Origin of the sequence: Streptomyces sp. BK79 (assembly GCF_044142145.1) — a bacterium.
Lineage (GTDB): Bacteria > Actinomycetota > Actinomycetes > Streptomycetales > Streptomycetaceae > Streptomyces.
The window spans coordinates 58,321-82,069 of the sequence record NZ_JBHVOC010000024.1; the positions used below are offsets into that span (position 1 = coordinate 58,321).

22 protein-coding genes are annotated in these 23,749 nt (G+C 72.4%); 19 read left to right on the plus strand and 3 right to left on the minus strand.

The features are described 5' to 3' along the window. Window positions 1-25 precede the first annotated feature (25 nt). Entirely contained in the window at window positions 26-661 is a 636-nt protein-coding gene (locus ACFIF2_RS27530; RefSeq protein WP_395575929.1) for a DJ-1/PfpI family protein, read from the plus strand. On the opposite strand, the gene ACFIF2_RS27535 is transcribed toward ACFIF2_RS27530, so the two are convergent. Next, window positions 648-1,421, minus strand: coding sequence for an enoyl-CoA hydratase/isomerase family protein (locus tag ACFIF2_RS27535; protein ID WP_395575930.1), 774 nt, complete (start codon window positions 1,419-1,421; stop codon window positions 648-650). The genes ACFIF2_RS27530 and ACFIF2_RS27535 overlap by 14 nt on opposite strands. A 205-nt stretch (window positions 1,422-1,626) precedes the next feature. On the opposite strand from ACFIF2_RS27535, the gene ACFIF2_RS27540 reads away from it, so the two are divergent. Then, a complete protein-coding gene (locus ACFIF2_RS27540) occupies window positions 1,627-2,079 on the plus strand; it encodes an ATP-binding protein (protein ID WP_395576028.1) in 453 nt (150 codons plus the stop codon). Between the two features lie 6 nt (window positions 2,080-2,085). Here the strand turns inward: ACFIF2_RS27540 and idi are convergent, their stop codons facing one another. Next, window positions 2,086-2,679 carry an isopentenyl-diphosphate Delta-isomerase gene (gene idi, locus ACFIF2_RS27545; RefSeq protein WP_395575931.1) on the minus strand — a complete coding sequence of 198 codons (594 nt, stop codon included), beginning with the start codon at window positions 2,677-2,679 and terminating at the stop codon, window positions 2,086-2,088. Window positions 2,680-3,040: 361 nt separating this feature from the next. After that, window positions 3,041-3,979: a cation diffusion facilitator family transporter gene (locus ACFIF2_RS27550; protein ID WP_395575932.1), complete on the minus strand. Its 939-nt coding sequence runs from the start codon at window positions 3,977-3,979 to the stop codon at window positions 3,041-3,043. 472 nt (window positions 3,980-4,451) lie between these two features. On the opposite strand from ACFIF2_RS27550, the gene ACFIF2_RS27555 reads away from it, so the two are divergent. The 17 genes from ACFIF2_RS27555 to ACFIF2_RS27635 all read left to right on the plus strand — a co-directional run bounded on the left by ACFIF2_RS27555 (window position 4,452) and on the right by ACFIF2_RS27635 (window position 23,656). After that, complete coding sequence (locus tag ACFIF2_RS27555; protein ID WP_395575933.1) at window positions 4,452-6,290, plus strand: DUF5941 domain-containing protein; 1,839 nt, start codon at window positions 4,452-4,454, stop codon at window positions 6,288-6,290. Further along, window positions 6,287-7,039 (plus strand): sugar phosphate nucleotidyltransferase, encoded by a 753-nt coding sequence (locus ACFIF2_RS27560; protein ID WP_395575934.1) that lies wholly within the window; start codon window positions 6,287-6,289, stop codon window positions 7,037-7,039. Before ACFIF2_RS27555 ends, ACFIF2_RS27560 begins: the two co-directional genes overlap by 4 nt. After that, entirely contained in the window at window positions 7,027-8,088 is a 1,062-nt protein-coding gene (locus ACFIF2_RS27565; protein WP_395575935.1) for an iron-containing alcohol dehydrogenase family protein, read from the plus strand. The genes ACFIF2_RS27560 and ACFIF2_RS27565 overlap by 13 nt, the downstream gene beginning before the upstream one ends. Then, window positions 8,066-8,845, plus strand: a complete 780-nt coding sequence (locus tag ACFIF2_RS27570; protein WP_395575936.1) for a CDP-alcohol phosphatidyltransferase family protein — start codon at window positions 8,066-8,068, stop codon at window positions 8,843-8,845. Before ACFIF2_RS27565 ends, ACFIF2_RS27570 begins: the two co-directional genes overlap by 23 nt. An 8-nt stretch (window positions 8,846-8,853) precedes the next feature. Further along, window positions 8,854-9,726: a glycosyltransferase family 2 protein gene (locus ACFIF2_RS27575; protein WP_395575937.1), complete on the plus strand. Its 873-nt coding sequence runs from the start codon at window positions 8,854-8,856 to the stop codon at window positions 9,724-9,726. Window positions 9,727-9,823: 97 nt separating this feature from the next. Further along, on the plus strand, window positions 9,824-10,753 hold the full coding sequence (locus tag ACFIF2_RS27580; protein ID WP_395575938.1) for an ABC transporter permease: 930 nt from the start codon (window positions 9,824-9,826) through the stop codon (window positions 10,751-10,753). Further along, on the plus strand, window positions 10,746-11,525 hold the full coding sequence (locus ACFIF2_RS27585) for an ABC transporter ATP-binding protein (RefSeq protein ID WP_395575939.1): 780 nt from the start codon (window positions 10,746-10,748) through the stop codon (window positions 11,523-11,525). The genes ACFIF2_RS27580 and ACFIF2_RS27585 overlap by 8 nt, the downstream gene beginning before the upstream one ends. Window positions 11,526-11,883: 358 nt before the next feature. Beyond that, window positions 11,884-12,786 carry a squalene synthase HpnC gene (gene hpnC, locus ACFIF2_RS27590; RefSeq protein WP_395575940.1) on the plus strand — a complete coding sequence of 301 codons (903 nt, stop codon included), beginning with the start codon at window positions 11,884-11,886 and terminating at the stop codon, window positions 12,784-12,786. After that, window positions 12,783-13,733 carry a presqualene diphosphate synthase HpnD gene (hpnD, locus tag ACFIF2_RS27595; protein ID WP_395575941.1) on the plus strand — a complete coding sequence of 317 codons (951 nt, stop codon included), beginning with the start codon at window positions 12,783-12,785 and terminating at the stop codon, window positions 13,731-13,733. Before hpnC ends, hpnD begins: the two co-directional genes overlap by 4 nt. Beyond that, complete coding sequence (locus ACFIF2_RS27600; protein ID WP_395575942.1) at window positions 13,733-13,891, plus strand: DUF6380 family protein; 159 nt, start codon at window positions 13,733-13,735, stop codon at window positions 13,889-13,891. The genes hpnD and ACFIF2_RS27600 overlap by 1 nt, the downstream gene beginning before the upstream one ends. Continuing rightward, entirely contained in the window at window positions 13,888-15,324 is a 1,437-nt protein-coding gene (gene hpnE / locus ACFIF2_RS27605; protein ID WP_395575943.1) for a hydroxysqualene dehydroxylase HpnE, read from the plus strand. The genes ACFIF2_RS27600 and hpnE overlap by 4 nt, the downstream gene beginning before the upstream one ends. A 68-nt stretch (window positions 15,325-15,392) precedes the next feature. After that, window positions 15,393-16,457 carry a polyprenyl synthetase family protein gene (locus ACFIF2_RS27610; RefSeq protein ID WP_395576029.1) on the plus strand — a complete coding sequence of 355 codons (1,065 nt, stop codon included), beginning with the start codon at window positions 15,393-15,395 and terminating at the stop codon, window positions 16,455-16,457. 119 nt (window positions 16,458-16,576) lie between these two features. Then, on the plus strand, window positions 16,577-18,634 hold the full coding sequence (gene shc, locus ACFIF2_RS27615; RefSeq protein WP_395575944.1) for a squalene--hopene cyclase: 2,058 nt from the start codon (window positions 16,577-16,579) through the stop codon (window positions 18,632-18,634). Continuing rightward, window positions 18,634-19,275 (plus strand): 1-hydroxy-2-methyl-2-butenyl 4-diphosphate reductase, encoded by a 642-nt coding sequence (locus tag ACFIF2_RS27620; RefSeq protein WP_395575945.1) that lies wholly within the window; start codon window positions 18,634-18,636, stop codon window positions 19,273-19,275. Before shc ends, ACFIF2_RS27620 begins: the two co-directional genes overlap by 1 nt. A 6-nt stretch (window positions 19,276-19,281) precedes the next feature. Beyond that, the gene (hpnH, locus tag ACFIF2_RS27625) at window positions 19,282-20,304 is read left to right on the plus strand and encodes an adenosyl-hopene transferase HpnH (RefSeq protein ID WP_376671421.1); all 1,023 of its coding nucleotides are present in this window, start codon (window positions 19,282-19,284) and stop codon (window positions 20,302-20,304) included. A 13-nt stretch (window positions 20,305-20,317) separates the two neighbouring features. Beyond that, window positions 20,318-22,270, plus strand: coding sequence for a 1-deoxy-D-xylulose-5-phosphate synthase (dxs, locus tag ACFIF2_RS27630; protein ID WP_395575946.1), 1,953 nt, complete (start codon window positions 20,318-20,320; stop codon window positions 22,268-22,270). After that, window positions 22,271-23,656 (plus strand): aspartate aminotransferase family protein, encoded by a 1,386-nt coding sequence (locus ACFIF2_RS27635; RefSeq protein ID WP_395575947.1) that lies wholly within the window; start codon window positions 22,271-22,273, stop codon window positions 23,654-23,656. Window positions 23,657-23,749 lie beyond the last annotated feature (93 nt).

Genomic DNA, 23,749 nt, shown 5'->3' on the forward strand with positions numbered 1-23,749 from the left:
CCGCCACACCACCGGAAGGAACCCCGTGCAGATCGCCATCGTCCTGTTCGACCGCTTCACCGCCCTGGACGCCGTGGGCCCCTACGAGACCCTCGGCCGCCTCCCGGACGCGGAGACCGTCTTCGTCGCCGAGCGGACGGGCCCCGTACGCACCGACACCGGCGCCCTCGCGCTCACCGCCGACCGGACCCTGGAGGACGTGCCGGCCCCGGACATCGTCGTCGTCCCCGGCGGTCCGGGGCAGACCCCGCAGATGGAGAACGGCGCCCTGCTGGACTGGCTGCGCACCGCCGACGCCACCAGCACCTGGACCACGTCCGTGTGCACCGGCTCCCTGCTGCTCGCCGCGGCGGGACTGCTGAAGGGCCGTCGTGCCACCTCGCACTGGCTGGCCCTCGACTTCCTCGGGCGCTTCGGCGCCGAACCCACCGGCGAGCGCGTGGTCACCGACGGCAAGTACGTCACCGCGGCCGGCGTCTCCTCGGGCATCGACATGGGCCTCACCCTGCTCGGCCGGATCGCCGGCGACGACCACGCCCGGGCGGTCCAGCTCCTGACCGAGTACGACCCGCAGCCGCCCTACGACGCGGGATCCCCGGCGAAGGCGCCCGCGCACCTCGTCGAGGAGTTCCGCGCCGGCAGCCGGTTCAGCCTGACGTAGACGCGGGGGCGCCCGGCGGCGGGCTCCAGCCGAACCGCGGCTGCCGGCGCTCCAGGAAGGCGGCGACCCCCTCCGCGGTGTCGCCGCTGCCGCGCGCCTCGGCGGCCCAGTACGCGTCCCGGTCCGTGCGCCCGTTCGCGAACTCCTTCGCCGCGGCCTGCGTCAGCCGCGAGCGCGACACCAGGACCCGGGTGAACTCGGCGACCCTCTTGTCCAGTTCGCCCTCGGGGAGCACCTCGTCGACCAGACCGGTGCGCAGTGCCCGCCCGGCGTCGATCAACTCCCCGGAGAACAGCAGGAACTTCGCGGTGGCCGGTCCGGTCAGCGCCACCAGCCGCCGGGTCGAGGAGGCCGGATACACCACCCCCAGCTTGGCCGGGGTCACCCCGAACAGCGCCGATTCCTCGGCGAACCGCAGGTCGCAGGCGGCCGCCAACTGCGCCCCGCCGCCCACGCAGTGCCCGCGGACCGCGGCCAGCGTCGGCTTGGGAAAGGCCGCGAGGGCCTCCTCGGCGCGCACCGCGAGCCCTTGCGCCTCCTCGGCGGACTCCCGCAGGGTCGAGATGTCCGCCCCGGCGCAGAACGTGGCCCCCTCGCCGGTGAGCACCAGCGCTCCCACCGCCGGATCTCCCGCCAGGGTCGCGAGCAGTTCGGGCAGCGCCCGCCACATCGCCGTCGTCATGGCGTTCCGCTTGGCCGGATGGTGGACGACGACGGTGGCGACCGAGTCGGTGACCCGGTGCAGCAGCTGGGGCTCCATGGGCGGGATGCTATCCGCCGGCCTCTTCGGTTCACGCGGGTGGTATCGGCGGGACAGGAACGGTCCCACACCTGACCGTGTCATACGCCAACGATCAGAAGTGCTCGATACCCGCCGACTTGTTCTCAGTTCTCCGGAGTGGAGGCACGCGTTACCAACACTCAGGGGTGTGGTGACAATCGAGCCCGAGGGTGGCGACCGGACGATGGACGAGACCGGGCCCGCGCAGCCGCTGCCGTACGAAGGCGTCTGGCGGTTCACCGCTCCCGCCGAGGACGCGTCGGTCCCGCAGGCGCGGCACGCGGTGCGGGACCTGCTGGTGCGCCAGGGCGTACCGGTCTGCGAGGACGTGACCGAGGGCCTGCTCCTGATCGTCTCGGAGCTGGTGACGAACGCCGTCCGGCACGCGGCCGTGCTGTCGCCGGTGCTCGCCGTGGAGGTCGCCGTCGGCCCCGAGTGGGTGCGGGTGTCCGTGGAGGACAGCCACCCCTACCGTCCGACCGCCCTGGAGAACGACTACGGCCGTACGGGCGGCCGCGGCCTGCTCCTGGTCCGGGAGATCACCAGGGAGGCGGGCGGGGCGTGCGACGTCGCCCACACGGCGAGCGGCGGCAAGGTGATCTGGGCCGCCCTGCCGCTCAAGCCCGCTCCGGGATGACCCGGCTCACCAGCCCGCGGACGGGCCCGTCAGCTCGCGGACGGCGGGCCGCGCCGCGTCCAGCACCGTCATGAACCACGCCGAGAACGTGTCCTGCGCGTGCCGCTCGGTCAGTTCGGCCTGCGACACGAAGGCCGTCTGTGCCACTTCCTCCGGGTCGGGCCTCGGCGCCGCCTGCACCAGGCCGACGAACAGGTGGTTGTACTCCTGCTCGACCAGCCCGGAGGCCGGGTCCGGGTGGTTGTAGCGCACCGTGCCCGCCTCGGCCATCAGCGACGGGGAGACACCCAGCTCCTCGTACGTCCGCCGGGCCGCCGCCGCGAAGGGCGCCTCACCGGGGTAGGGGTGACCGCAGCACGTGTTGGACCACACGCCGGGGGAGTGGTACTTGCCCAGCGCCCGCTGCTGGAGCAGCAGCCGCCCCCGCTCGTCGAAGAGGAACACGGAGAAGGCGCGGTGCAGCTGCCCGGGGGGCTGGTGCGCGGAGAGCTTCTCCGCGGTGCCGATCGTCACGCCGTTCTCGTCGACCAGTTCCAGCAAAATCGCGTCTGCGGTGCCGTTCGACGAACTGTGCGTCGCGGTGGCAGGAGTGATCGGCATACCCATCCTTCACATCGGTCCTCGCGCCCCAAGTGTGCCGTACGAATCCGGCACTCTCGGCACTTCCCGGCGCTCCGCATGTCCCGGGCGGTGGCACGGGCGGCGGTCGTCACCGGTCGGGCGCCGAGGAGGGGCCCGAAGGCTGATCGTTCCCGGCGTCACCGGCCGGGAACCGTCCGGCGGGTGACCGGGAGGGGTGTCGCGGGGGTCGGGAGGCGGACCGGGGGCGGACGGCCGCGCTCCCCGGCGCGCCGCCTCACCCGCGCGCCCCCCGGCGCCCGGCCCGGCGGAGCGGCCGGACCTCAGGCGGAGAGGCAGGCCCTCAGGCGGAGAGCCGGACCTGAGGCGGAGAGGCAGAACCTCAGTGGCACAGCCGCGCCTCGTGCTCCGCGTGGCCGCCGGGCTCCAGCTGGAAGGTGCAGTGCTCCACGTCGAAGTGGTCGCCGAGGCAGCCCTGCAACTCGTGGAGCATCTTCTCGTGACCGATCGTGCTGAGGGCCTCGCCGCTCACCACCACGTGCGCCGACAGCACCGGCAGGCCCGAGGTGATGGTCCAGGCGTGCAGGTCGTGGACGTCCTCGACCCCGTCCAGCGCCAGTATGTGGGCGCGCACCTCGGCGATGTCCACGCCCTTGGGCGCGGCCTCCAGCAGCACGTCCAGGGTCTCGCGCAGCAGCCGCCAGGTACGCGGCACGATCATCAGACCGATCACCAGCGACGCGATCGGGTCGGCCGCCTGCCAGCCGGTGGCCAGGATCACGAGCGCCGAGACGATCACCGCGAGGGAGCCCAGCGCGTCCGCCGCCACCTCGAGGAAGGCGCCCCGCACGTTCAGGCTCTCCTTCTGTCCCCGCATCAGCAGCGACAGCGACACCATGTTCGCCACCAGACCGATCGCGCCGAAGACGACGGTCAGGCCGCCCGCGGTGCCGGCGGGGGTGAGGAACCGCTCGACCGCCTCGTACAGCACGTAACCGCCGACCCCGAGCAGCAGCAGGCAGTTGGCCAGGGCGGCGAGGATCTCGGCGCGGGCGAAGCCGAACGTGCGGCGGTCGCTCGGCGGCCGGCTCGCGAAGTGCACGGCGAGCAGCGCCATGCCGAGCCCCAGGGCGTCCGTCGCCATGTGCGCGGCGTCGGCGATCAGTGCGAGCGAGTCGGCCAGCACACCGCCGACGATCTCGACGACCATGACGGTGAGCGTGATCGCCAGCGCCACCCGGAGCCTGCCGCGGTACGCGGCGGTCGCCGTCCCTGCGGCGTGCGCCCCGTGCGCATGCCCGTGATCGTGCCCAGCCCCCATGAGAAGCCGCCCTCCTGTGTCCTCGCGTCCGGCGTCCGGCGTCCGGCTCACAGTCAACTACGGGCGGGGGGTATGGGGCAACGCGGCACTGAACACCGTTGTCATGTGCCCTGACCTGCGGAAACGTTGTGCAGGTCAGGGCGTCGCGACCCCCGGGAAGCGACTGTCCGGGTGACCCCGGCGGACGGCGCCGACGGGGCGCTCCTGACCCTGCGCGAACACGCGCCGACACTCCGCGATGTCCGCGATGCCCGGTCTGGGAGCGCGGTTTGTGGGGCGGGCCCCGGATCCACGATGATGATCGCGGCAAAGCCGGGTGCAAGCGGCGTCGACCGACCGTGAAACGGGCGGTGAACACGGCGTTCCGGGCATCCGATAACCTCTGCCGACATGCCGCCCGGGTGCCGCAGGCGCGGGCGCCCACCATGCACAGGCCCGGCGCCCAGGCGCCGGCACCAGGGAGTGAGTTCGGTTGTCGACCGCCATCCTCACCGGTCAGCCGGTTCCCGGTTCGTCGATCGAGAGCGAGCTGCGGTCCCTGGGCTTCGACGTCCACCTCGCTTCCGACGCCACCGACGCCGAGACCCTGCTGGCCCGGGTGCCGGCCGGTGAGCGCGTCGCCGTGGTCGACGCCCGCTTCGTCGGCCACCCGCACGCCCTGCGCCTCGGCCTCACCGACCCCCGCTTCCCGCTCGCCGCGGTCCCGGGCGCCGTCACCGCCCGGCCGGACGCCCGCCAGGCCCTGACCCGCGCCATGGCCCGCGAGAACAGCGGCGACTGCGGCCCGGCACACGGCGGCGCCCCGAGCGTCGCCGCCGTCGACAGCCTCGCCGACCGGATCACCGCCGCCCTGGACGCCGACGGCGCCGACGTGCACCGGCCCGAGCTGGGCAGCCTCGTCGCCACCGTCCCCGCCGACCCGCAGGCCCGCAACGAGGCACGGCAGGCCGTCGCCGCCGTCGACGACGAGGCCGTACGCCTGAAGTCGGCCGTCAAGGCCCGCGACGGCTTCGTCACCACGTTCCTCGTCAGCCCGTACTCCCGCTACCTCGCCCGCTGGTGCGCGCGCCGCGGCCTGACCCCCAACCAGGTCACCACCGCCTCGCTGATCACCGCGCTGATAGCGGCGGGCTGCGCGGCCACCGGCACCCGCGGGGGCTTCGTCGCCGCCGGTGTCCTGCTCATCGCCTCCTTCGTCCTCGACTGCACCGACGGACAGCTCGCCCGCTACTCGCTCCAGTACTCCACGCTCGGGGCCTGGCTGGACGCCACCTTCGACCGCGCCAAGGAGTACGCCTACTACGCGGGCCTCGCCCTCGGGGCCGCCCGCGGCGGCGACGACGTATGGGCCCTCGCCCTCGGCGCGATGGTCCTCCAGACCTGCCGGCACGTCGTCGACTTCTCCTTCAACGAGGCCAACCACGACGCCGCCGCCAACACCAGCCCCACCGCCGCCCTCTCCGACAAGCTCGACAGCGTCGGCTGGACGGTCTGGGTGCGGCGCATGATCGTCCTGCCCATCGGCGAACGCTGGGCCATGATCGCCGTCCTGACCGCGGTCGCCACCCCCCGGATCACCTTCTACGTCCTGCTGATCGGCTGCGCGTTCGCCGCGACGTACACCACGGCCGGCCGGGTGCTGCGCTCGCTGACCCGGAAGGCGACGCGCACCGACCGGGCGGCGAAGGCGCTCGCGGACCTCGCCGACTCCGGCCCGCTCGCCGAGGCCGTCTCGGCGGGCCTGCGCGGGCCCGCGCGCGGGCTGCCCGGCTTCACCGCCCCCGCCGTCGCCCTCCTCGGCGGTGCGGCCGTCGTCGCGACGGCCGCCCTCACCGGCTTCGGCGGCCCCTGGCCGCTCGTCGCCGCGCTCGCCCACGTCCTGACCTCCGCCCTGGCCGTCGCCCGCCCCCTCAAGGGCGCCCTCGACTGGCTGGTCCCGCCCTTCTTCCGCGCCGCCGAGTACGGCACCGTCCTGGCACTGGCGGCCCACGCGGACGTGAACGGGGCGCTACCGGCGGCTTTCGGGCTGGTGGCCGCGGTCGCCTACCATCACTACGACACGGTCTACCGCATTCGCGGCGGCGCGGGCGCGCCGCCGCGGTGGCTGGTCCGGACGGTCGGGGGGCACGAGGGCCGCACGCTGGTGATCACCGTGCTGGCCGTGCTGCTCACCGCCGCACAGTTCAAGCTCGCGCTCACGGTCCTCGCCGTGGCCGTGGCACTCGTGGTGCTCGTCGAGAGCATCCGCTTCTGGGTCGCCGCCCACCAGGGCGGCGCACCCGCCGTACACGACGAAGGAGAACCCGCATGATCGGCCTCGTGCTGGCCGCCGGCGCCGGCCGGCGTCTGCGCCCCTACACCGACACCCTGCCCAAGGCACTGGTGCCGGTCGGCCCCGAGGGGGCGGAGGACAGCATCACGGTCCTTGACCTGACCCTGGCGAACTTCGCCGAGGTCGGCCTGACCGAGGTCGGGATCATCGTCGGCTACCGCAAGGAGGCCGTGTACGACCGCAAGGAGGCGCTGGAGCGGAAGTACGGCGTCAAGCTCACCCTCATCGACAACGACAAGGCCGAGGAGTGGAACAACGCCTACTCCCTGTGGTGCGGCCGTGACGCCCTCAAGGACGGCGTGATCCTCGCCAACGGCGACACCGTGCACCCGGTCTCCGTCGAGAAGACCCTGCTCGCCGCCCGCGGCGACGGCAAGAAGATCATCCTCGCCCTCGACACGGTGAAGAACCTCGCCGAGGAGGAGATGAAGGTCGTCGTCGACCCCGACAAGGGCGTCCAGCGCATCACCAAGCTGATGGACCCGGCCGAGGCGACCGGCGAGTACATCGGCGTCACCCTCATCGAGGGCGAGGCGGCAGTGGAGCTGGCCGACGCGCTGAAGACGACCTTCGAGCGCGACCCGCAGCTGTACTACGAGGACGGCTACCAGGAGCTGGTCGACCGCGGCTTCAAGGTCGACGTGGAGCCGATCGGCGACGTCAAGTGGGTCGAGATCGACAACCACGACGACCTCGCCAAGGGCAGGGAGATCGCGTGCCAGTACTGACGAGGCTCATCCCGTCGCCGGTCGTCGTCGACATCCGCGCGGGTGCCCTCGACGACCTGGGATGTGTGCTCGCCGACGAGCGCATCTCCCACTCGGGCAAGCTCGCCGTCGCCGTCAGCGGCGGCTCGGGCGCCCGGCTGCGCGAGCGTGTCGCCCCGTCCCTGCCCGGCGCCGACTGGTTCGAGGTCGGCGGCGGCACCCTGGACGACGCGATCAAGCTGGCCGGCGCCATGAAGGGCGGCCACTACGACGCGGTCGTCGGCCTCGGCGGCGGCAAGATCATCGACTGCGCCAAGTTCGCCGCGGCGCGCGTCGGCCTGCCGCTGGTCGCCGTGCCCACGAACCTCGCGCACGACGGGCTGTGCTCGCCGGTCGCCACCCTCGACAACGACGCGGGCCGCGGCTCCTACGGCGTCCCCAACCCGATCGCCGTCGTGATCGACCTGGACGTCATCCGCGCGGCGCCGGCGCGTTTCGTGCGCGCCGGCATCGGCGACGCCGTGTCCAACGTGTCCGCGATCGCGGACTGGGAGCTGGCCAACCGCGTCAAGGGCGAGCGGATCGACGGCCTGGCCGCCGCGATGGCCCGCCAGGCCGGCGAGGCCGTGCTCCGGCACCCGGGCGGCATCGGTGACAACGACTTCCTCCAGGTGCTCGCCGAGGGCCTGGTCCTCACCGGCATCGCCATGTCGGTCTCCGGCGACTCGCGGCCCGCCTCCGGCGCCTGCCACGAGATCAACCACGCGTTCGACCTGCTCTACCCCACCCGCGCCGCCGCCCACGGCGAGCAGTGCGGCCTGGGCGCGGCCTTCGCGATGTACCTGCGCGGAGCCCACGAGGAGTCCGCCCACATGGCCGAGGTGCTGCGCCGGCACGGGCTGCCGGTGCTGCCGGAGGAGATCGGCTTCACGCCCCAGGAGTTCTTCCGGGCCGTGGAGTACGCGCCGCAGACGCGTCCCGGCCGCTACACGATCCTCGAGCACCTCGACCTGAAAACCGACCAGATCAAGGACCTCTACGCCGACTATGTCAAGGCCATCGGTAGCTGAACTACGTCCGGTCGTCCACCCCGCCGGGGTCAAGGACCGGCGCAGCGGTGAGCACTGGGCGGGACGCCTCTACATGCGCGAGGTCTCGCTGCGGATCGACCGCTACCTGGTGAACACCAGGATCACGCCCAACCAGCTCACGTACCTGATGACCGTCTGCGGCGTGCTCGCGGCCCCGGCGCTGCTGGTGCCGGGCATCACGGGCGCCGTGCTCGGCGTCGTGGCGGTCCAGCTCTACCTGCTGCTGGACTGCGTCGACGGCGAGGTCGCGCGCTGGAAGAAGCAGTACTCCCTCGGCGGCGTCTACCTGGACCGGGTCGGCGCCTACCTGACCGACGCCGCCGTCCTGGTCGGCCTCGGCCTGCGCGCCGCCGACCTCTGGGGCACCGGGCGGATCGACTGGCTGTGGGCCTTCCTCGGCACCCTCGCCGCCCTCGGAGCCATCCTGATCAAGGCCGAGACCGACCTGGTGGGTGTCGCCCGGCACCAGGCCGGGATGGCCCCGGTCATGGAGTCCGCCTCCGAGATCCGCTCCTCCGGCATGGCGCTGGCCCGCCGGGCCGCCGGGGCGCTCAAGTTCCACCGGCTGATCCTCGGCATCGAGGCGTCGCTGCTGATCCTGGTCCTCGCCATAGTCGACGCGAGCCGCGGCGACCTGTTCTTCACCCGGCTCGGCACCGCGGTCCTCGCCGGCATCGCCCTGCTCCAGACGCTGCTGCACCTGGTGTCCGTCCTCGCCTCCAGCAGGCTGAAGTGAGCGGCGCCATGAAGGTCGGCGCCGTCGTCATCACGATGGGCAACCGCCCCGACGAGCTGCGCGCCCTGCTCGACTCGGTCGCCAAGCAGGACGGCGACCCGGTCGAGGTCGTCGTGGTCGGCAACGGCTCGCCCGTCCCGGAGGTGCCGGACGGCGTGCGCACCGTCGAACTGCCCGAGAACCTGGGCATCCCCGGCGGCCGCAACGTCGGCATCGAGGCCTTCGGCCCGGGTGGCCAGGACGTCGACATCCTGCTCTTCCTCGACGACGACGGCCTGCTCGCCCGCACCGACACCGCCGAGCTGTGCCGGCAGGCCTTCGCGGCCGACGACCGGCTCGGCATCATCAGCTTCCGCATCGCCGACCCCGACACCGGCGAGACCCAGCGACGGCACGTCCCGCGGCTGCGCGCCTCCGACCCGATGCGCTCCTCCCGGGTGACCACGTTCCTGGGCGGCGCCAACGCCGTCCGCACCCGCGTCCTCGCCCAGGTCGGCGGTCTGCCGGACGCGTTCTTCTACGCCCACGAGGAGACCGACCTGGCCTGGCGGGCCCTGGACGCCGGCTGGATGATCGACTACCGGTCGGACATGGTGCTGAACCACCCCACGACCGCGCCCTCGCGGCACGCGGTCTACCACCGCATGGTCGCCCGCAACCGCGTCTGGCTCGCCCGCCGCAACCTCCCCGCGCTCCTCGTCCCGGTCTACCTCGGGGTGTGGCTGCTCCTCACCCTGCTGCGCCGCCCCTCGCGACCTGCGCTGAAGGCCTGGTTCGGCGGCTTCCGCGAGGGCTGGGCCACCCCCTGCGGCCCCCGCCGGCCCATGAGGTGGCGTACGGTGTGGCGGCTGACCCGGCTGGGCCGCCCTCCGGTGATCTGACAAGCTCGTACCCGAGAGCGTCCCGGCCCCTCGCGGGCCAACAGGTCCCTGCCAGGCCCGCGCGGCCGAGCATTCTCGAAGACGAAAGTTTCCCCCAGTGAGTGAGACAACGCACGACGGCACGGTCGCCATGACCAAGCCCGTGTCGCCCGACGAGGGCCTCACACCGGCCCGGCTCGCCGCCAAGTACGGGCTGTCCGTGAGCGGTGCCCGGCCGTCCCTCGCGGAGTACGTCCGTCAGCTCTGGAGCCGGCGGCACTTCATCCTCGCCTTCTCCCAGGCGAAGCTGACCGCGCAGTACAGCCAGGCCAAGCTCGGCCAGCTGTGGCAGGTGGCGACGCCGCTGCTGAACGCGCTCGTCTACTTCCTGATCTTCGGCCTGATCCTGAACGCGGGCAAGGGCATGCCGAAGGACGTCTACATCCCGTTCCTGGTGACGGGGGTGTTCGTCTTCACCTTCACCCAGTCCTCGGCGATGGCGGGCGTGCGCGCGATCTCCGGCAACCTCGGCCTGGTGCGGGCGCTGCACTTCCCCCGTGCCTCGCTCCCCATCTCGTTCGCCCTCCAGCAGCTCCAGCAGCTGCTGGCCTCGATGATCGTGATGTTCGCGGTGGTCATCGGCTTCGGCAGCTACCCCTCCCCGTCCTGGCTGCTGGTCGTGCCGGCCCTGCTCCTGCAGTTCCTCTTCAACATGGGCCTGGCGCTGATCGTGGCCCGGATGGGGGCGAAGACGCCGGACCTGGCCCAGCTCATGCCGTTCATCATGCGCACCTGGATGTACGCGTCCGGTGTCATGTTCTCCATCCCGATCATGCTGGAGGGCAAGCCGGCCTGGCTGGCCGACGTGCTCCAGTGGAACCCGGCCGCCGTCTACATGGACCTGATCCGGTTCGCGCTCATCGACGGGTACGGCTCCGAGAACCTGCCGCCGCACGTGTGGGCGGTGGCGCTCGGCTGGGCCGTGGTCCTCGCCGTGGGCGGCTTCGTGTACTTCTGGAAGGCGGAGGAGAGGTACGGCCGTGGCTGAGCAGCAGCAGGGCGAGCGGGTGCCGACGGTCATCGCGGACGACCTGCACATCGTCTACCGCGTCAACGGCGCCAGGACCGGCAAGGGCAGCGCGACCGCCGCACTGAGCCGCATGATCAAGAGGGGCGAGGAGCGGGGCGTGCGCAAGGTGCACGCCGTGCGGGGCGTGTCCTTCGTGGCCTACCGGGGCGAGGCCATCGGCCTCATCGGCTCCAACGGGTCCGGCAAGTCCACCCTCCTGCGGGCCATCGCCGGCCTGCTGCCCGCCGAGCGAGGCAAGGTCTACACCGACGGCCAGCCCTCCCTGCTAGGCGTCAACGCGGCCCTGATGAACGACCTGACCGGCGAGCGCAACGTCATCCTCGGCGGCCTGGCCATGGGCATGTCCCGCGAGGAGATCAAGGAGCGCTACCAGGACATCGTCGACTTCTCCGGGATCAACGAGAAGGGCGACTTCATCACCCTGCCGATGCGCACCTACTCCTCCGGCATGGCCGCCCGCCTGCGGTTCTCCATCGCCGCCGCCAAGGACCACGACGTCCTGATGATCGACGAGGCCCTGGCCACCGGCGACCGCAAGTTCCAGACCCGCTCCGAGGAGCGCATCCGGGAACTGAAGAAGGAGGCCGGCACGGTCTTCCTGGTCAGCCACAACAACAAGTCCATCCGCGACACCTGCAACCGGGTCCTGTGGCTGGAACGCGGCGAGCTGCGCATGGACGGCCCGACCGACGAGGTGCTCAAGGAGTACGAGAAGTTCACGGGCAAGTAGCCCGACACGCCGAGCCCCGCCGGAACTGCTCCGGCGGGGCCACGCGTCTGCAAAGGAAGCGTCAACTCCTCGTATGCACAGGAATCTTGACGTCCACCGGTGTGTTGTTGTGGTCCACGGAGGACCCCGGCAAACTTCCCTGAGTCGTACAACGTAAGCTGGAACGGTCCCGAATCGCGGCACATGGGGCGATAATGCCCGTCACCCTCGAGCGGGCCTGCCGCACGGGCGGCCGGGCGGCGTGTCCGAAATAGTGTGTATTGGGTCCGCAGTGTAGAACGGGAGATGTGACGGCAATGGCTACGGAAACTCCCCAGCTCCGCGAGGCGTGCGCCGTCCCCGCCCCGGGCAGCCCGCGATGACGGTCCCCGGCACGGCGTACGCCGGCGACCCCGAGCGCGGCACCCTCGCCAAGGCCGCCGACGAGAACTTCCCCGTCGCTCCCTTCTTCCTGCCCCGCGACTGGCGCACCGACCTCATGGCCGTGTACGGCTTCGCCCGCCTCGTCGACGACATCGGCGACGGCGACCTGGCCCCCGGCGGGGCCGACGCCCGCCTCCTCGGCGTCCCCGCGGACCGGGCCGACGACCGGCTGCTGCTGCTCGACGCCTTCGAGGACGACTTGCGCAGGGTCTTCGACGGCACCCCCCGCCACCCGCTGCTGCGCCGCCTGAGGCCGACCGTGCGCCGTCGCTCGCTGACCCCCGAGCCCTTCCTCGGCCTGATCGCCGCCAACCGCCAGGACCAGCTGGTCGCGCGCTACGAGACCTGGGACGACCTGCTCGCCTACTGCGAGCTTTCCGCCAACCCGGTCGGCCGGCTCGTCCTCGCGGTCACCGGCACCGCGACGCCCGAGCGGATCCGCCGCTCCGACGCGATCTGCACCGCCCTGCAGATCGTCGAGCACCTCCAGGACGTCGCCGAGGACCTCGGCCGCGACCGCGTCTACCTGCCGGCCGAGGACATGAAGCGCTTCCACGTCGAGGAGGCCGACCTCGCCGCCGCGAGCGCCGGGGCGTCGGTGCGCGCGCTGATCGCCTTCGAAGCGCGACGCGCCCGCGACCTCCTGGACGAGGGCACCCCCCTGGTGGGCAGCGTCCACGGCAGGCTGCGCCTGCTGCTCGCGGGGTTCGTGGCGGGCGGCAGGGCGGCCCTGGGGGCGATCGCCGCCGCCGATCACGACGTACTTCCCGGCCCGCCCAAGTCCGGCAAGGCCCGGTTGCTGCGCGAGGTGGGCCTGACCCTGCGAGGAAAGGGGTGATCGGGGCCGTGGAGTCGTCAGCGCACGCGTCGTCACCGGTACTCGCCGCCTACAGCTACTGCGAGGCCGTCACCGGGCAGCAGGCCCGCAACTTCGCCTACGGCATCCGGCTGCTGCCGACGCCCAAGCGCCGGGCGATGTCGGCGCTGTACGCCTTCTCGCGCCGGGTCGACGACATCGGCGACGGCGACCTGGCGGACGACGTCAAGGTCGCCCGTCTGGAGGAGACCCGGGCGCTGCTGGCCCGGGTGCACGAGGGCCGGGTCGACGAGGACGACACGGACCCCGTAGCCGTCGCCCTCGCCCACGCGGCCACCGTCTTCCCGATCCCGCTCGGCGGTCTCGACGAACTGATCGACGGCGTCCAGATGGACCTGCGCGGCGAGAGATACGAGACCTGGGACGACCTGAAGGTCTACTGCCGGTGCGTGGCCGGCGCCATCGGCCGGCTCTCGCTCGGCGTGTTCGGCACCGAACCGGGGGCGCGCGGCGCCGAGCGCGCGCCCGAGTACGCCGACACGCTCGGTCTCGCGCTCCAGCTCACCAACATCCTGCGGGACGTCCGCGAGGACGCCGAGGACGGGCGGACCTACCTGCCCGCCGACGACCTCGCCAAGTTCGGCTGCTCGGCCGGTTTCAGCGGGCCGACGCCACCCGAGGGCTCCGACTTCGCGGGCCTCGTGCACTTCGAAGTGCGTCGGGCCCGCGCCCTTTTCGCGGAGGGCTACCGGCTGCTGCCCCTGCTCGACCGGCGCAGCGGCGCCTGCGTGGCCGCCATGGCCGGCATCTACCGCCGCCTCCTGGACCGCATCGAGCGCGACCCCGAGGCCGTGCTGCGCGGCCGGGTCTCGCTCCCCGGACGCGAGAAGGCGTACGTCGCCGTGCGTGGTCTGTCCGGGCTGGACGCCCGCCACGTCACCCGGCGGAGCGTCAGGAGGCGCGCCTGATGGACACCTCCGGCACACTCGACACACCGGGCCCGTACGACACCCCTGGCGGTGAGCGGCGGGCAACCCTCCGGTGGCGGTCGGCGTCCCTGACTGAGACGGTCGGCCGTACGCCGTTCAAGCACCACGGCGACCGGACAGGGAAGGGCGCACCATGACCCACGGCAACGGCACGCGTGACGGCGGGCAGCTCGCGAACGTCTCCGCGCTCCGCCCCGGCTCGCACGCCGTCGTGGTCGGCGGGGGACTCGCCGGTGTCACCGCCGCCCTCACGCTCGCCGACGCCGGGGTGCGCGTCACCCTGCTCGAAGGCCGGCCGCGCCTGGGCGGGCTCGCCTTCTCCTTCCGGCGCGGCGACCTGACCGTCGACAACGGCCAGCACGTGTACCTGCGCTGCTGCACCGCCTACCGCTGGTTCCTCGACCGCATCGGCGCGGCGGCGCTCGCCCCGTTGCAGGACCGCCTCGACGTGCCCGTCGTCGACGTCACCAAGCCTGAAGGACGACGGCTCGGCAGGCTGCGGCGCGACGCGCTGCCCGTACCGCTGCACCTGGGACGCAGCCTCGCCACGTACCCGCACCTCTCGCTCGCCGAACGGGCGGCCGTCGGACGGGCCGCGCTCGCGCTCAAGGGGCTCGACCTCGCCGACCCGGCCCTGGACACCCAGGACTTCGGCAGCTGGCTGGCCCGGCACGGCCAGTCGCCGCGCGCCGTCGAGGCCCTGTGGGACCTGGTCGGCGTCGCCACCCTCAACGCGGTCGCGGGCGACGCCTCGCTCGGTCTCGCCGCGATGGTGTTCAAGACCGGCCTGCTGTCCGACCCGGGCGCCGCCGACATCGGCTGGGCCCACGTCCCGCTGGGCGACCTGCACGACCGGCTGGCCCGCGAGGAGCTCGACGCCGCGGGCGTGCGCACCGAGGTCCGCACCCGCGTCACCTCCGTCCACGCGCACGACGACGGCGGCTGGAGCGTTCAGGTGCCCGGCGAGCGGATCGACGCGGACGCCGTCGTCCTCGCCGTACCGCAGCGCGAGGCGTACGACCTGCTGCCCGCCGGGGCCCTCGACGCCCCGGACGACCTCCTGGAGATCGGCACCGCGCCGATCCTCAACATCCACGTGATCTACGACCGGAAGGTGCTCGCCACACCGTTCCTCACGGCTCTCGGCACCCCGGTGCAGTGGGTGTTCGACCGTACCGAGGCCTCCGGGCTGAAGGAGGGTCAGTACCTGGCGCTGTCGCAGTCGACCGCGCAGGACGAGATCGACGAGCCCGTGGCCGCCCTGCGCGAGCGGTACCTGCCCGAGCTGGAGCGGCTGCTGCCCCGCACCCGGGGCGCCGGGGTGAAGGACTTCTTCGTGACCAGGGAGCGCACCGCGACCTTCGCTCCCGCCCCCGGCGTCGGCCGTCTGAGGCCCGGCGCCCGTACCAAGGCACCCGGCCTCTACCTGGCCGGAGCGTGGACCGCCACCGGGTGGCCCGCGACCATGGAGAGTGCGGTTCGCAGCGGTGTCGGGGCGGCGGGCGCCGCGCTCGGCGCCCTGGGCCGGTCCCGCGGCCTCCTGCCCGACTTCTTCGAGGAGGCGGCGTGAAGGCCGATCCGCGGGGGACGGACACCCGCACTCCCGGTACCGCAACTGGAGGAAAGACTGTGCCCACTGTGCCCCCGGCCCCGAAGGCCGCTCCGAGGACCACGGTGGACGTGACCGCGCTCCTGGAGCGCGGCCGGACCCTGGCCACGCCGGTCCTGCGGGCGGCCGTCGACCGTCTGGCACCCCCCATGGACACCGTCGCCGCCTACCACTTCGGCTGGATCGACGCCCAGGGCAACCCCGCGGACGGCGACGGCGGCAAGGCCGTCCGCCCCGCGCTCGCGGTGCTCTCCGCCGAGGTCACCGGCGCGGCGCCCGAGGTCGGCGTCCCCGGCGCGGTCGCCGTGGAACTGGTGCACAACTTCTCCCTCCTGCACGACGACCTGATGGACGGTGACGAGCAGCGCCGCCACCGCGACACGGTCTGGAAGGTGCACGGCCCCGCCCAGGCCATCCTGGTCGGCGACGCGCTGTTCGCACTGGCCAACGAGGTGCTGCTGGAACTCGGGACCGTGGAGGCCGGCCGTGCCACCCGCCGCCTGACCAAGGCTTCCCGCGCCCTGATCGACGGCCAGGCACAGGACATCTCCTACGAGCACCGCGACCGCGTCAGCGTCGAGGAGTGCCTGGAGATGGAGGGCAACAAGACCGGCGCGCTGCTCGCCTCCGCCAGCTCCATCGGCGCGGTGCTCGGCGGCGCCGACGAGCACACCGCCGACACCCTGGAGAAGTACGGCTACCACCTCGGCCTCGCCTTCCAGGCCGTCGACGACCTGCTCGGCATCTGGGGCGACCCGGACGCCACCGGCAAGCAGACCTGGAGCGACCTGCGCCAGCGCAAGAAGTCCCTCCCGGTCGTCGCCGCCCTCGCGGCGGGCGGCCCCGCCTCCGAACGGCTCGGCGAGATCCTCGCCGCCGACGCCAAGACCAGCGACTTCGCGAACTTCTCCGAGGAGGAGTTCGCGGCCCGCGCCGCCCTCATCGAGGAAGCGGGCGGGCGGGAGTGGACCGCCGACGAGGCGCGCCGCCAGCACACCATCGCCATCGAAGCCCTCGACGCCGTCGACATGCCCGACCGGGTGCGGGACATGTTCGTCGCGCTCGCGGACTTCGTCGTCGTACGAAAGAGATGATCACTATCGGTCGAATAGCCCTCGCGTAGTCGCCGGCCGGTGTCGCGGGAAGGACGAGCACCGGCCGACGGCGGACCCACAGCAGAAGCACCGTATGCACACTGCACGAAGGGGAAGCCATGACAGCGACGACCGACGGAAGCACCGGGGCACCCCTGAAGCCCCTCGCAGCCGCGGCCAGCGAAAACGACATCACGATCCCCGACGCGGCGGCCGGGGTACCAGAAGCCGCCGCCCGCGCCACCCGGCGCGCCACCGACTTCCTGCTCTCCCGGCAGGACGCCCAGGGCTGGTGGAAGGGCGACCTCGAGACGAACGTCACGATGGACGCCGAGGACCTCCTACTGCGCCAGTTCCTGGGGATCCTCGACGAGGAGACCACGCGCGCCGCCGCCCTGTTCATCCGCGGCGAGCAGCGCGAGGACGGCACCTGGGCCACCTTCTACGGCGGCCCCGGCGACCTGTCCGCCACCATCGAGGCCTACGTCGCCCTCCGCCTGGCCGGCGACGCGCCCGACGCGCCGCACATGGCGCGGGCCTCGGAGTGGGTCCGGGCCCGGGGCGGGATCGCCGCCGCCCGCGTCTTCACCCGGATCTGGCTCGCCCTGTTCGGCTGGTGGAAGTGGGACGACCTGCCCGAACTCCCGCCCGAGCTGATCTACTTCCCCACCTGGGTACCGCTCAACATCTACGACTTCGGCTGCTGGGCCCGGCAGACCATCGTGCCGCTCACCATCGTCTCCGCGAAGCGCCCGGTGCGCCCGGCGCCCTTCCCGCTGGACGAGCTGCACACCGACCCGGACCTCCCCAACCCACCCCGGCCCCTGGCGCCGGCGGCGAGCTGGGACGGCGCCTTCCAGCGCCTCGACAAGGCCCTGCACGCCTACCGCAGGGTCGCCCCGCGCCGGCTGCGGCGGGCCGCGATGAACACCGCCGCCCGCTGGATCATCGAACGGCAGGAGAACGACGGCTGCTGGGGCGGCATCCAGCCCCCGGCCGTCTATTCGGTCATCGCGCTCTACCTCCTCGGCTACGACCTCGAACACCCGGTGATGCGCGCGGGCCTGGAGTCGCTGGACCGCTTCGCCGTGTGGCGCGAGGACGGCGCCCGGATGATCGAGGCCTGCCAGTCCCCGGTGTGGGACACCTGCCTGGCCGTCATCGCGCTCGCCGACGCCGGGGTGCCCGCCGACCACCCGCAGCTGGTGAAGGCGGCGGACTGGATGCTCGGCGAGCAGATCGTCCGCCCCGGTGACTGGTCGGTGAAGCGGCCCGGACTGCCGCCGGGCGGCTGGGCGTTCGAGTTCCACAACGACAACTACCCCGACATCGACGACACCGCCGAGGTGGTCCTCGCCCTGCGCCGCGTCCGGCACCACGACCCGGAGCGGGTGGAGAAGGCGATCGGCCGCGGGGTGCGCTGGAACCTCGGCATGCAGTCGAAGAACGGCGCCTGGGGCGCGTTCGACGTCGACAACACCAGCTCCTTCCCCAACCGGCTGCCGTTCTGCGACTTCGGGGAGGTTATTGACCCGCCGTCGTCGGACGTCACCGCGCACGTCGTCGAGATGCTCGCCGTGGAGGGCCTCGCCCACGACCCGCGCACCCGGCGCGGCATCCGGTGGCTCCTCGCCGAACAGGAGGCGGACGGCTCGTGGTTCGGCCGCTGGGGCGTCAACTACGTCTACGGCACCGGCTCCGTCGTCCCCGCCCTGACCGCCGCCGGGCTCCCCACCTCGCACCCCGCGATCCGCCGCGCGGTCGGCTGGCTGGAGTCCGTCCAGAACGACGACGGCGGCTGGGGCGAGGACCTGCGCTCCTACCGGTACGTCCGGGAGTGGAGCGGCCGGGGCGCCTCGACCGCCTCGCAGACCGCCTGGGCGTTGATGGCGCTGCTGGCGGCGGGGGAGCGGGAGTCCAAGGCCGTCGAACGCGGCATCGCGTGGCTCGCCGCCACCCAGCGCGAGGACGGCTCCTGGGACGAGCCCTACTTCACGGGCACCGGCTTCCCCTGGGACTTCTCCATCAACTACCACCTCTACCGGCAGGTCTTCCCGCTCACCGCGCTCGGCCGGTACGTCCACGGGGATCCCTTCGCCCACAAGCCCCGCGCGGACGGGGCCACCGCCGCGCGGCCCGCCACCGAGACGTCCGCCGCCGAGGTGAAGGGCAGCTGATGAACCCGCAGACCGGCCCGTCCCCGCTGCTGATCGCCTGCGCGCTCGGCATCGAGCACCTCGCCCTGCGCACCGGCGACCGCGGCGGCGCCGGCGGGCCGGTCACCGTCCTGCGTACGGGCATGGGACCCAGGGCCGCCGAGCGCGCGGTCACCCGGGCCCTGGCCGGTCCGGCGCTCGACGGCGCCGCGGTGCTGGCCACCGGCTTCTGCGCGGGACTGGCCCCCGGCATGCACCCCGGTGACCTGGTCGTCGCCGAGGAGACCCGGGACCCGCGCTCCACCGTCGCCTGCGCCGGCACGGACCGGCTGGTCAAGGAGATCACGCGGGCCGTGCCCGGCCGTACCGTCCACACCGGGCCGCTGACCGGCTCGGACCACGTCGTGCGCGGTCCCGAGCGCGCCGCCCTGCTCGCGACCGGCGCGATCGCCGTCGACATGGAGTCCGCGGCCACGCTCCTGAGCGCCGTCCGGACGGGCGAGCGCCCGGTTGCGGCCGTCCGGGTGGTCGTGGACGCTCCAGAACACGAACTCGTCCGGATCGGCACGGTGCGCGGTGGAATATCGGCTTTCCGCGTCCTTCGATCCGTTCTTCCCGCATTCTTCGAATGGCACCGTTCTTTGCCGCTCCCCCGGAGGTGAGCCCAGATGGCCATGCCGCTGCGCCAGTCCATCAAGGTCGCTACATACCTGGCCGAACAGAAGATCCGCCGACGGGACAAGTTCCCGCTCATCGTGGAGCTGGAGCCGCTCTTCGCCTGCAACCTCAAGTGCGAGGGATGCGGCAAGATCCAGCACCCGGCCGGCGTGCTCAAGCAGCGCATGCCGGTCGCGCAGGCCGTGGGGGCGGTGCTCGAATCGGGTGCGCCGATGGTCTCCATCGCCGGCGGCGAGCCGCTGATGCACCCTCAGATCGACGAGATCGTCCGCCAGTTGGTGGCCAAGAGGAAGTACGTCTTCCTCTGCACCAACGCCCTGCTCATGCGCAAGAAGATGGACAAGTTCAAGCCGTCGCCGTACTTCGCCTTCGCGGTGCACATCGACGGACTGCGCGAGCGGCACGACGAGTCCGTGGCGAAGGAGGGCGTGTTCGACGAGGCCGTGGAGGCCATCAAGGAGGCCAAGCGGCGCGGCTTCCGGGTGACCACCAACTCGACCTTCTTCAACACCGACACCCCGCAGACCATCGTCGAGGTCCTCAATTTCCTCAACGACGACCTCAAGGTCGACGAGATGATGATCTCGCCCGCGTACGCCTACGAGAAGGCGCCCGACCAGGAGCACTTCCTGGGGGTGGAGCAGACCCGCGAGCTGTTCAAGAAGGCGTTCTCGGGCGGCAACCGGGCCCGCTGGCGGCTCAACCACTCCCCGCTGTTCCTCGACTTCCTCGAGGGCAAGGTCGACTTCCCGTGCACCGCGTGGGCGATCCCGAACTACTCCCTCTTCGGCTGGCAGCGCCCCTGCTACCTGATGAGCGACGGGTACGTCCCGACGTACCGGGAGCTGATCGAGGACACCGACTGGGACAAGTACGGCCGCGGCAAGGACCCGCGGTGCGCCAACTGCATGGCGCACTGCGGCTACGAGCCCACCGCCGTCCTGGCCACCATGGGCTCCCTCAAGGAGTCCCTGCGCGCCATGCGCGAGACCGTCTCCTCGAACCGGGAGTGAGGGGGCCCCGAGCGTGACGATTCTGGAGAGCATCCGGGGACCACGCGACCTGAAGACGCTGACCGAGGCGGAGCTCGGCGAACTGTCCGACGAGATACGTGACTTCCTGGTGCACGCGGTCGCCCGCACCGGCGGACACCTCGGACCCAACCTGGGGGTGGTGGAACTCACCGTCGCCCTGCACCGGGTCTTCGAGTCACCGGCCGACCGCATCCTGTGGGACACCGGCCACCAGACCTACGTGCACAAACTGCTGACGGGACGCCAGGACTTCTCCAAGCTGCGCCGCAAGGGCGGGCTGTCCGGGTACCCGTCGCGCGAGGAGTCCGAGCACGACGTCATCGAGAACAGCCACGCCTCCACCGTGCTCGGATGGGCCGACGGCCTCGCCAAGGCCCGCCAGGTGCGGGGGGAGGACGGTCACGTCGTCGCCGTCATCGGCGACGGCGCGCTCACCGGCGGGATGGCCTGGGAGGCGCTGAACAACATCGCGGCCGCCGGGGAGCGGCCGCTGATCATCGTCGTCAACGACAACGAGCGCTCCTACGCCCCGACCATCGGCGGCCTCTCCAACCACCTCGCGACGCTGCGGACCACCGACGGCTACGAGCGGATGCCGGCCTGGGGCAAGGACGTCCTCCAGCGCACCCCCGTGGCCGGCACCACCGTCCACGAGGCCCTGCACGGCGCGAAGAAGGGCTTCGAGGACGCCTTCGCGCCCCAGTGCCTCTTCGAGGACCTGGGACTGAAGTACGTCGGCCCGATCGACGGGCACGACCTCGGGGCCGTCGAGTCGGCGCTGCGGCGCGCGAAGCGCTTCCACGGGCCCGTGCTGGTGCACTGCCTCACGGAGAAGGGCCGCGGCTACGAACCCGCCCTGCGCGACCAGGAGGACCACTTCCACACCGTCGGCGCCATGGACCCGCTCACCTGCGCGCCGCTCACTCCCGCCGACGCGCCGTCCTGGACCTCCGTGTTCGGCGAGGAGATCGTCCGCATCGGCGAGGAACGCGACGACGTCGTGGCGCTCACCGCGGCCATGCTGCACCCGGTCGGCCTCGCCGCCTTCGCCGAGCGGTTCCCCGACCGGGTCTGGGACGTCGGCATCGCCGAGCAGCACGCCGCCGTGTCCGCGGCCGGCCTCGCCACCGGCGGCCTCCACCCGGTCGTCGCCGTCTACGCCACCTTCCTCAACCGCGCCTTCGACCAGCTCCTCATGGACGTGGCCCTGCACCGCTGCGGCGTCACCTTCGTCCTGGACCGGGCCGGGGTCACCGGCACCGACGGACCCTCGCACAACGGCATGTGGGACATGTCCGTCCTCCAGGTCGTCCCGGGACTGCGCATCGCCGCGCGGCGCGACGCCGACCAGCTGCGCGCCCAGCTGCGGGAGGCGGTCGCCGTCGACGACGCGCCGACGCTGGTGCGCTTCCCGAAGGAGTCCGCCGGACCGGCCGTACCGGCCGTGGAGCGGGTCGGCGGCCTGGACGTCCTGCACGCCGCGGGCCGGCCCGAGGTGCTGCTCGTGGCCGTCGGTGTGATGGCACCCGTCTGCCTGCGGGCCGCCGAGCTGCTCGAAGCCCGCGGCACCGGCTGCACCGTCGTCGACCCGCGCTGGGTCAAACCCGTCGATCCGGCGCTCGCGCCCCTGGCCGCCCGGCACCGCCTGGTGGCCGTCGTCGAGGACAACAGCCGTGCGGCCGGGGTCGGTTCGGCGGTGGCGCTGGCGCTGGAGGACGCCGACGTCGACGTGCCCGTGCGCCGGTTCGGCATCCCCGAGCGGTTCCTCGCCCATGCCAAGCGCGCCGAGGTGCTCGCCGACATCGGCCTCACCCCGGTCGAGATCGCCGGCCGGATCAGCGCGAGCCTGGCCGCCACGGAACAGGCGGGGGCCGGGGAACAGGCAAGGGACGGGGAACAGGCAAGGGACGGGCGGATCGTCATGCCAGCGCAAGGAGAGAACTGAATGACCAAGGAGTTCGACCTCACCGCGCTCCTGGCCGAGCGCGGAGCCGAGCGGTACGAGCTGCACGCCAGGCACCTCAACCACCAGTTGCCGCGCATGCTGCGCACCATCGGCTTCGACAAGGTCTACGAGCGGGCCGAGGGCGCGCACTTCTGGGACGCGGACGGCAACGACTACCTGGACATGCTCGCCGGGTTCGCGGTGATGGGCCTGGGCCGCCACCACCCCGTCGTCCGCAAGGCGCTGCACGACGTCCTCGACGCCTCGCTGGCCGACCTGACCCGCTTCGACTGCCCGCCGCTGCCCGGACTGCTCGCCGAGAGGCTGCTCTCCTACAGTCCGCACCTGGACCGGGTCTTCTTCGGCAACAGCGGCACGGAGGCGGTCGAGACCGCGCTCAAGTTCGCCCGGTACGCGACCGGCAGGCCGAGGATCCTGTACTGCACGCACGCCTTCCACGGGCTGACCACGGGCTCGCTGTCCGTCAACGGCGAGGACGGTTTCCGCGAGGGCTTCGCGCCGCTGCTGCCGGACACCGCCGTCCCCCTCGGCGACCTGGACGCCCTGGCACGGGAACTGGGCAGGGGCGACGTGGCCGCGCTGATCGTGGAGCCCATCCAGGGCAAGGGCGTGCACGAGGCCCCGCCCGGCTATCTGCGCGCCGCCCAGGACCTGCTGCACCGGCACAAGGCGCTGCTGATCGCCGACGAGGTGCAGACGGGCCTCGGCCGGACCGGGAAGTTCTACGCCTTCCAGCACGAGGACGGCGTCGAACCCGACCTGGTGTGCGTGGCCAAGGCGCTGTCCGGCGGCTACGTGCCGGTGGGGGCGACGCTGGGCAAGGACTGGATCTTCCAGAAGGTGTACTCCTCGATGGACCGCGTACAGGTCCACTCGGCGAGCTTCGGGTCCAACGCGCAGGCCATGGCGGCCGGGCTCGCGGTGCTGTCGGTGATGGAGAACGAGGAGATCGTGGCCAACGCCGCCGCGGTGGGGGAGCGGCTGAAGTCCCGGCTCGCTCAGCTGGTCGACCGCTACGAGCTGCTCGCCGACGTCCGCGGCCGGGGCCTGATGATCGGGATCGAGTTCGGCCGGCCCCGGTCCCTCAAGCTGCGCAGCCGCTGGACGATGCTCCAGGCCGCGCGGAAGGGACTGTTCGCGCAGATGGTGGTGGTGCCGCTGCTGCAACGCCACCGGATCCTGACCCAGGTCTCCGGCGATCACCTCGAGGTGATCAAACTGATCCCGCCGCTGATCATCGACAGCGACGACGCGGACCGGTTCGTCGACGCCTTCACCGAGGTCATGGACGACGCGCACGAAGGGGGCGGGCTGATGTGGGACTTCGGCAAGACGCTGGTGAGGCAGGCGGTGGCCAACCGCTAGGGAGCGGCCGGGGAGGGCACGCGCCGGGCCCCCGCCTCCGCCGGTTTGCCTCTGTGGCAAAAAAATTGCCACGCAGGCAATCCTGGGGCTGAA

What these genes read in the sequence shown, in the direction of transcription:
- ACFIF2_RS27535 (WP_395575930.1), bottom strand. Translation starts at nt 1,421, where the DNA reads ATGGAGCCCCAGCTGCTGCACCGGGTCACCGACTCGGTCGCCACCGTC.
- ACFIF2_RS27540 (WP_395576028.1), top strand. Translation starts at nt 1,627, where the DNA reads ATGGACGAGACCGGGCCCGCGCAGCCGCTGCCGTACGAAGGCGTCTGG.
- idi (WP_395575931.1), bottom strand. Translation starts at nt 2,679, where the DNA reads ATGCCGATCACTCCTGCCACCGCGACGCACAGTTCGTCGAACGGCACC.
- ACFIF2_RS27550 (WP_395575932.1), bottom strand. Translation starts at nt 3,979, where the DNA reads ATGGGGGCTGGGCACGATCACGGGCATGCGCACGGGGCGCACGCCGCA.
- ACFIF2_RS27560 (WP_395575934.1), top strand. Translation starts at nt 6,287, where the DNA reads ATGATCGGCCTCGTGCTGGCCGCCGGCGCCGGCCGGCGTCTGCGCCCC.
- ACFIF2_RS27570 (WP_395575936.1), top strand. Translation starts at nt 8,066, where the DNA reads ATGTCAAGGCCATCGGTAGCTGAACTACGTCCGGTCGTCCACCCCGCC.
- ACFIF2_RS27575 (WP_395575937.1), top strand. Translation starts at nt 8,854, where the DNA reads ATGAAGGTCGGCGCCGTCGTCATCACGATGGGCAACCGCCCCGACGAG.
- hpnC (WP_395575940.1), top strand. Translation starts at nt 11,884, where the DNA reads ATGACGGTCCCCGGCACGGCGTACGCCGGCGACCCCGAGCGCGGCACC.
- ACFIF2_RS27600 (WP_395575942.1), top strand. Translation starts at nt 13,733, where the DNA reads ATGGACACCTCCGGCACACTCGACACACCGGGCCCGTACGACACCCCT.
- hpnE (WP_395575943.1), top strand. Translation starts at nt 13,888, where the DNA reads ATGACCCACGGCAACGGCACGCGTGACGGCGGGCAGCTCGCGAACGTC.
- shc (WP_395575944.1), top strand. Translation starts at nt 16,577, where the DNA reads ATGACAGCGACGACCGACGGAAGCACCGGGGCACCCCTGAAGCCCCTC.
- ACFIF2_RS27620 (WP_395575945.1), top strand. Translation starts at nt 18,634, where the DNA reads ATGAACCCGCAGACCGGCCCGTCCCCGCTGCTGATCGCCTGCGCGCTC.
- hpnH (WP_376671421.1), top strand. Translation starts at nt 19,282, where the DNA reads ATGGCCATGCCGCTGCGCCAGTCCATCAAGGTCGCTACATACCTGGCC.
- ACFIF2_RS27635 (WP_395575947.1), top strand. Translation starts at nt 22,271, where the DNA reads ATGACCAAGGAGTTCGACCTCACCGCGCTCCTGGCCGAGCGCGGAGCC.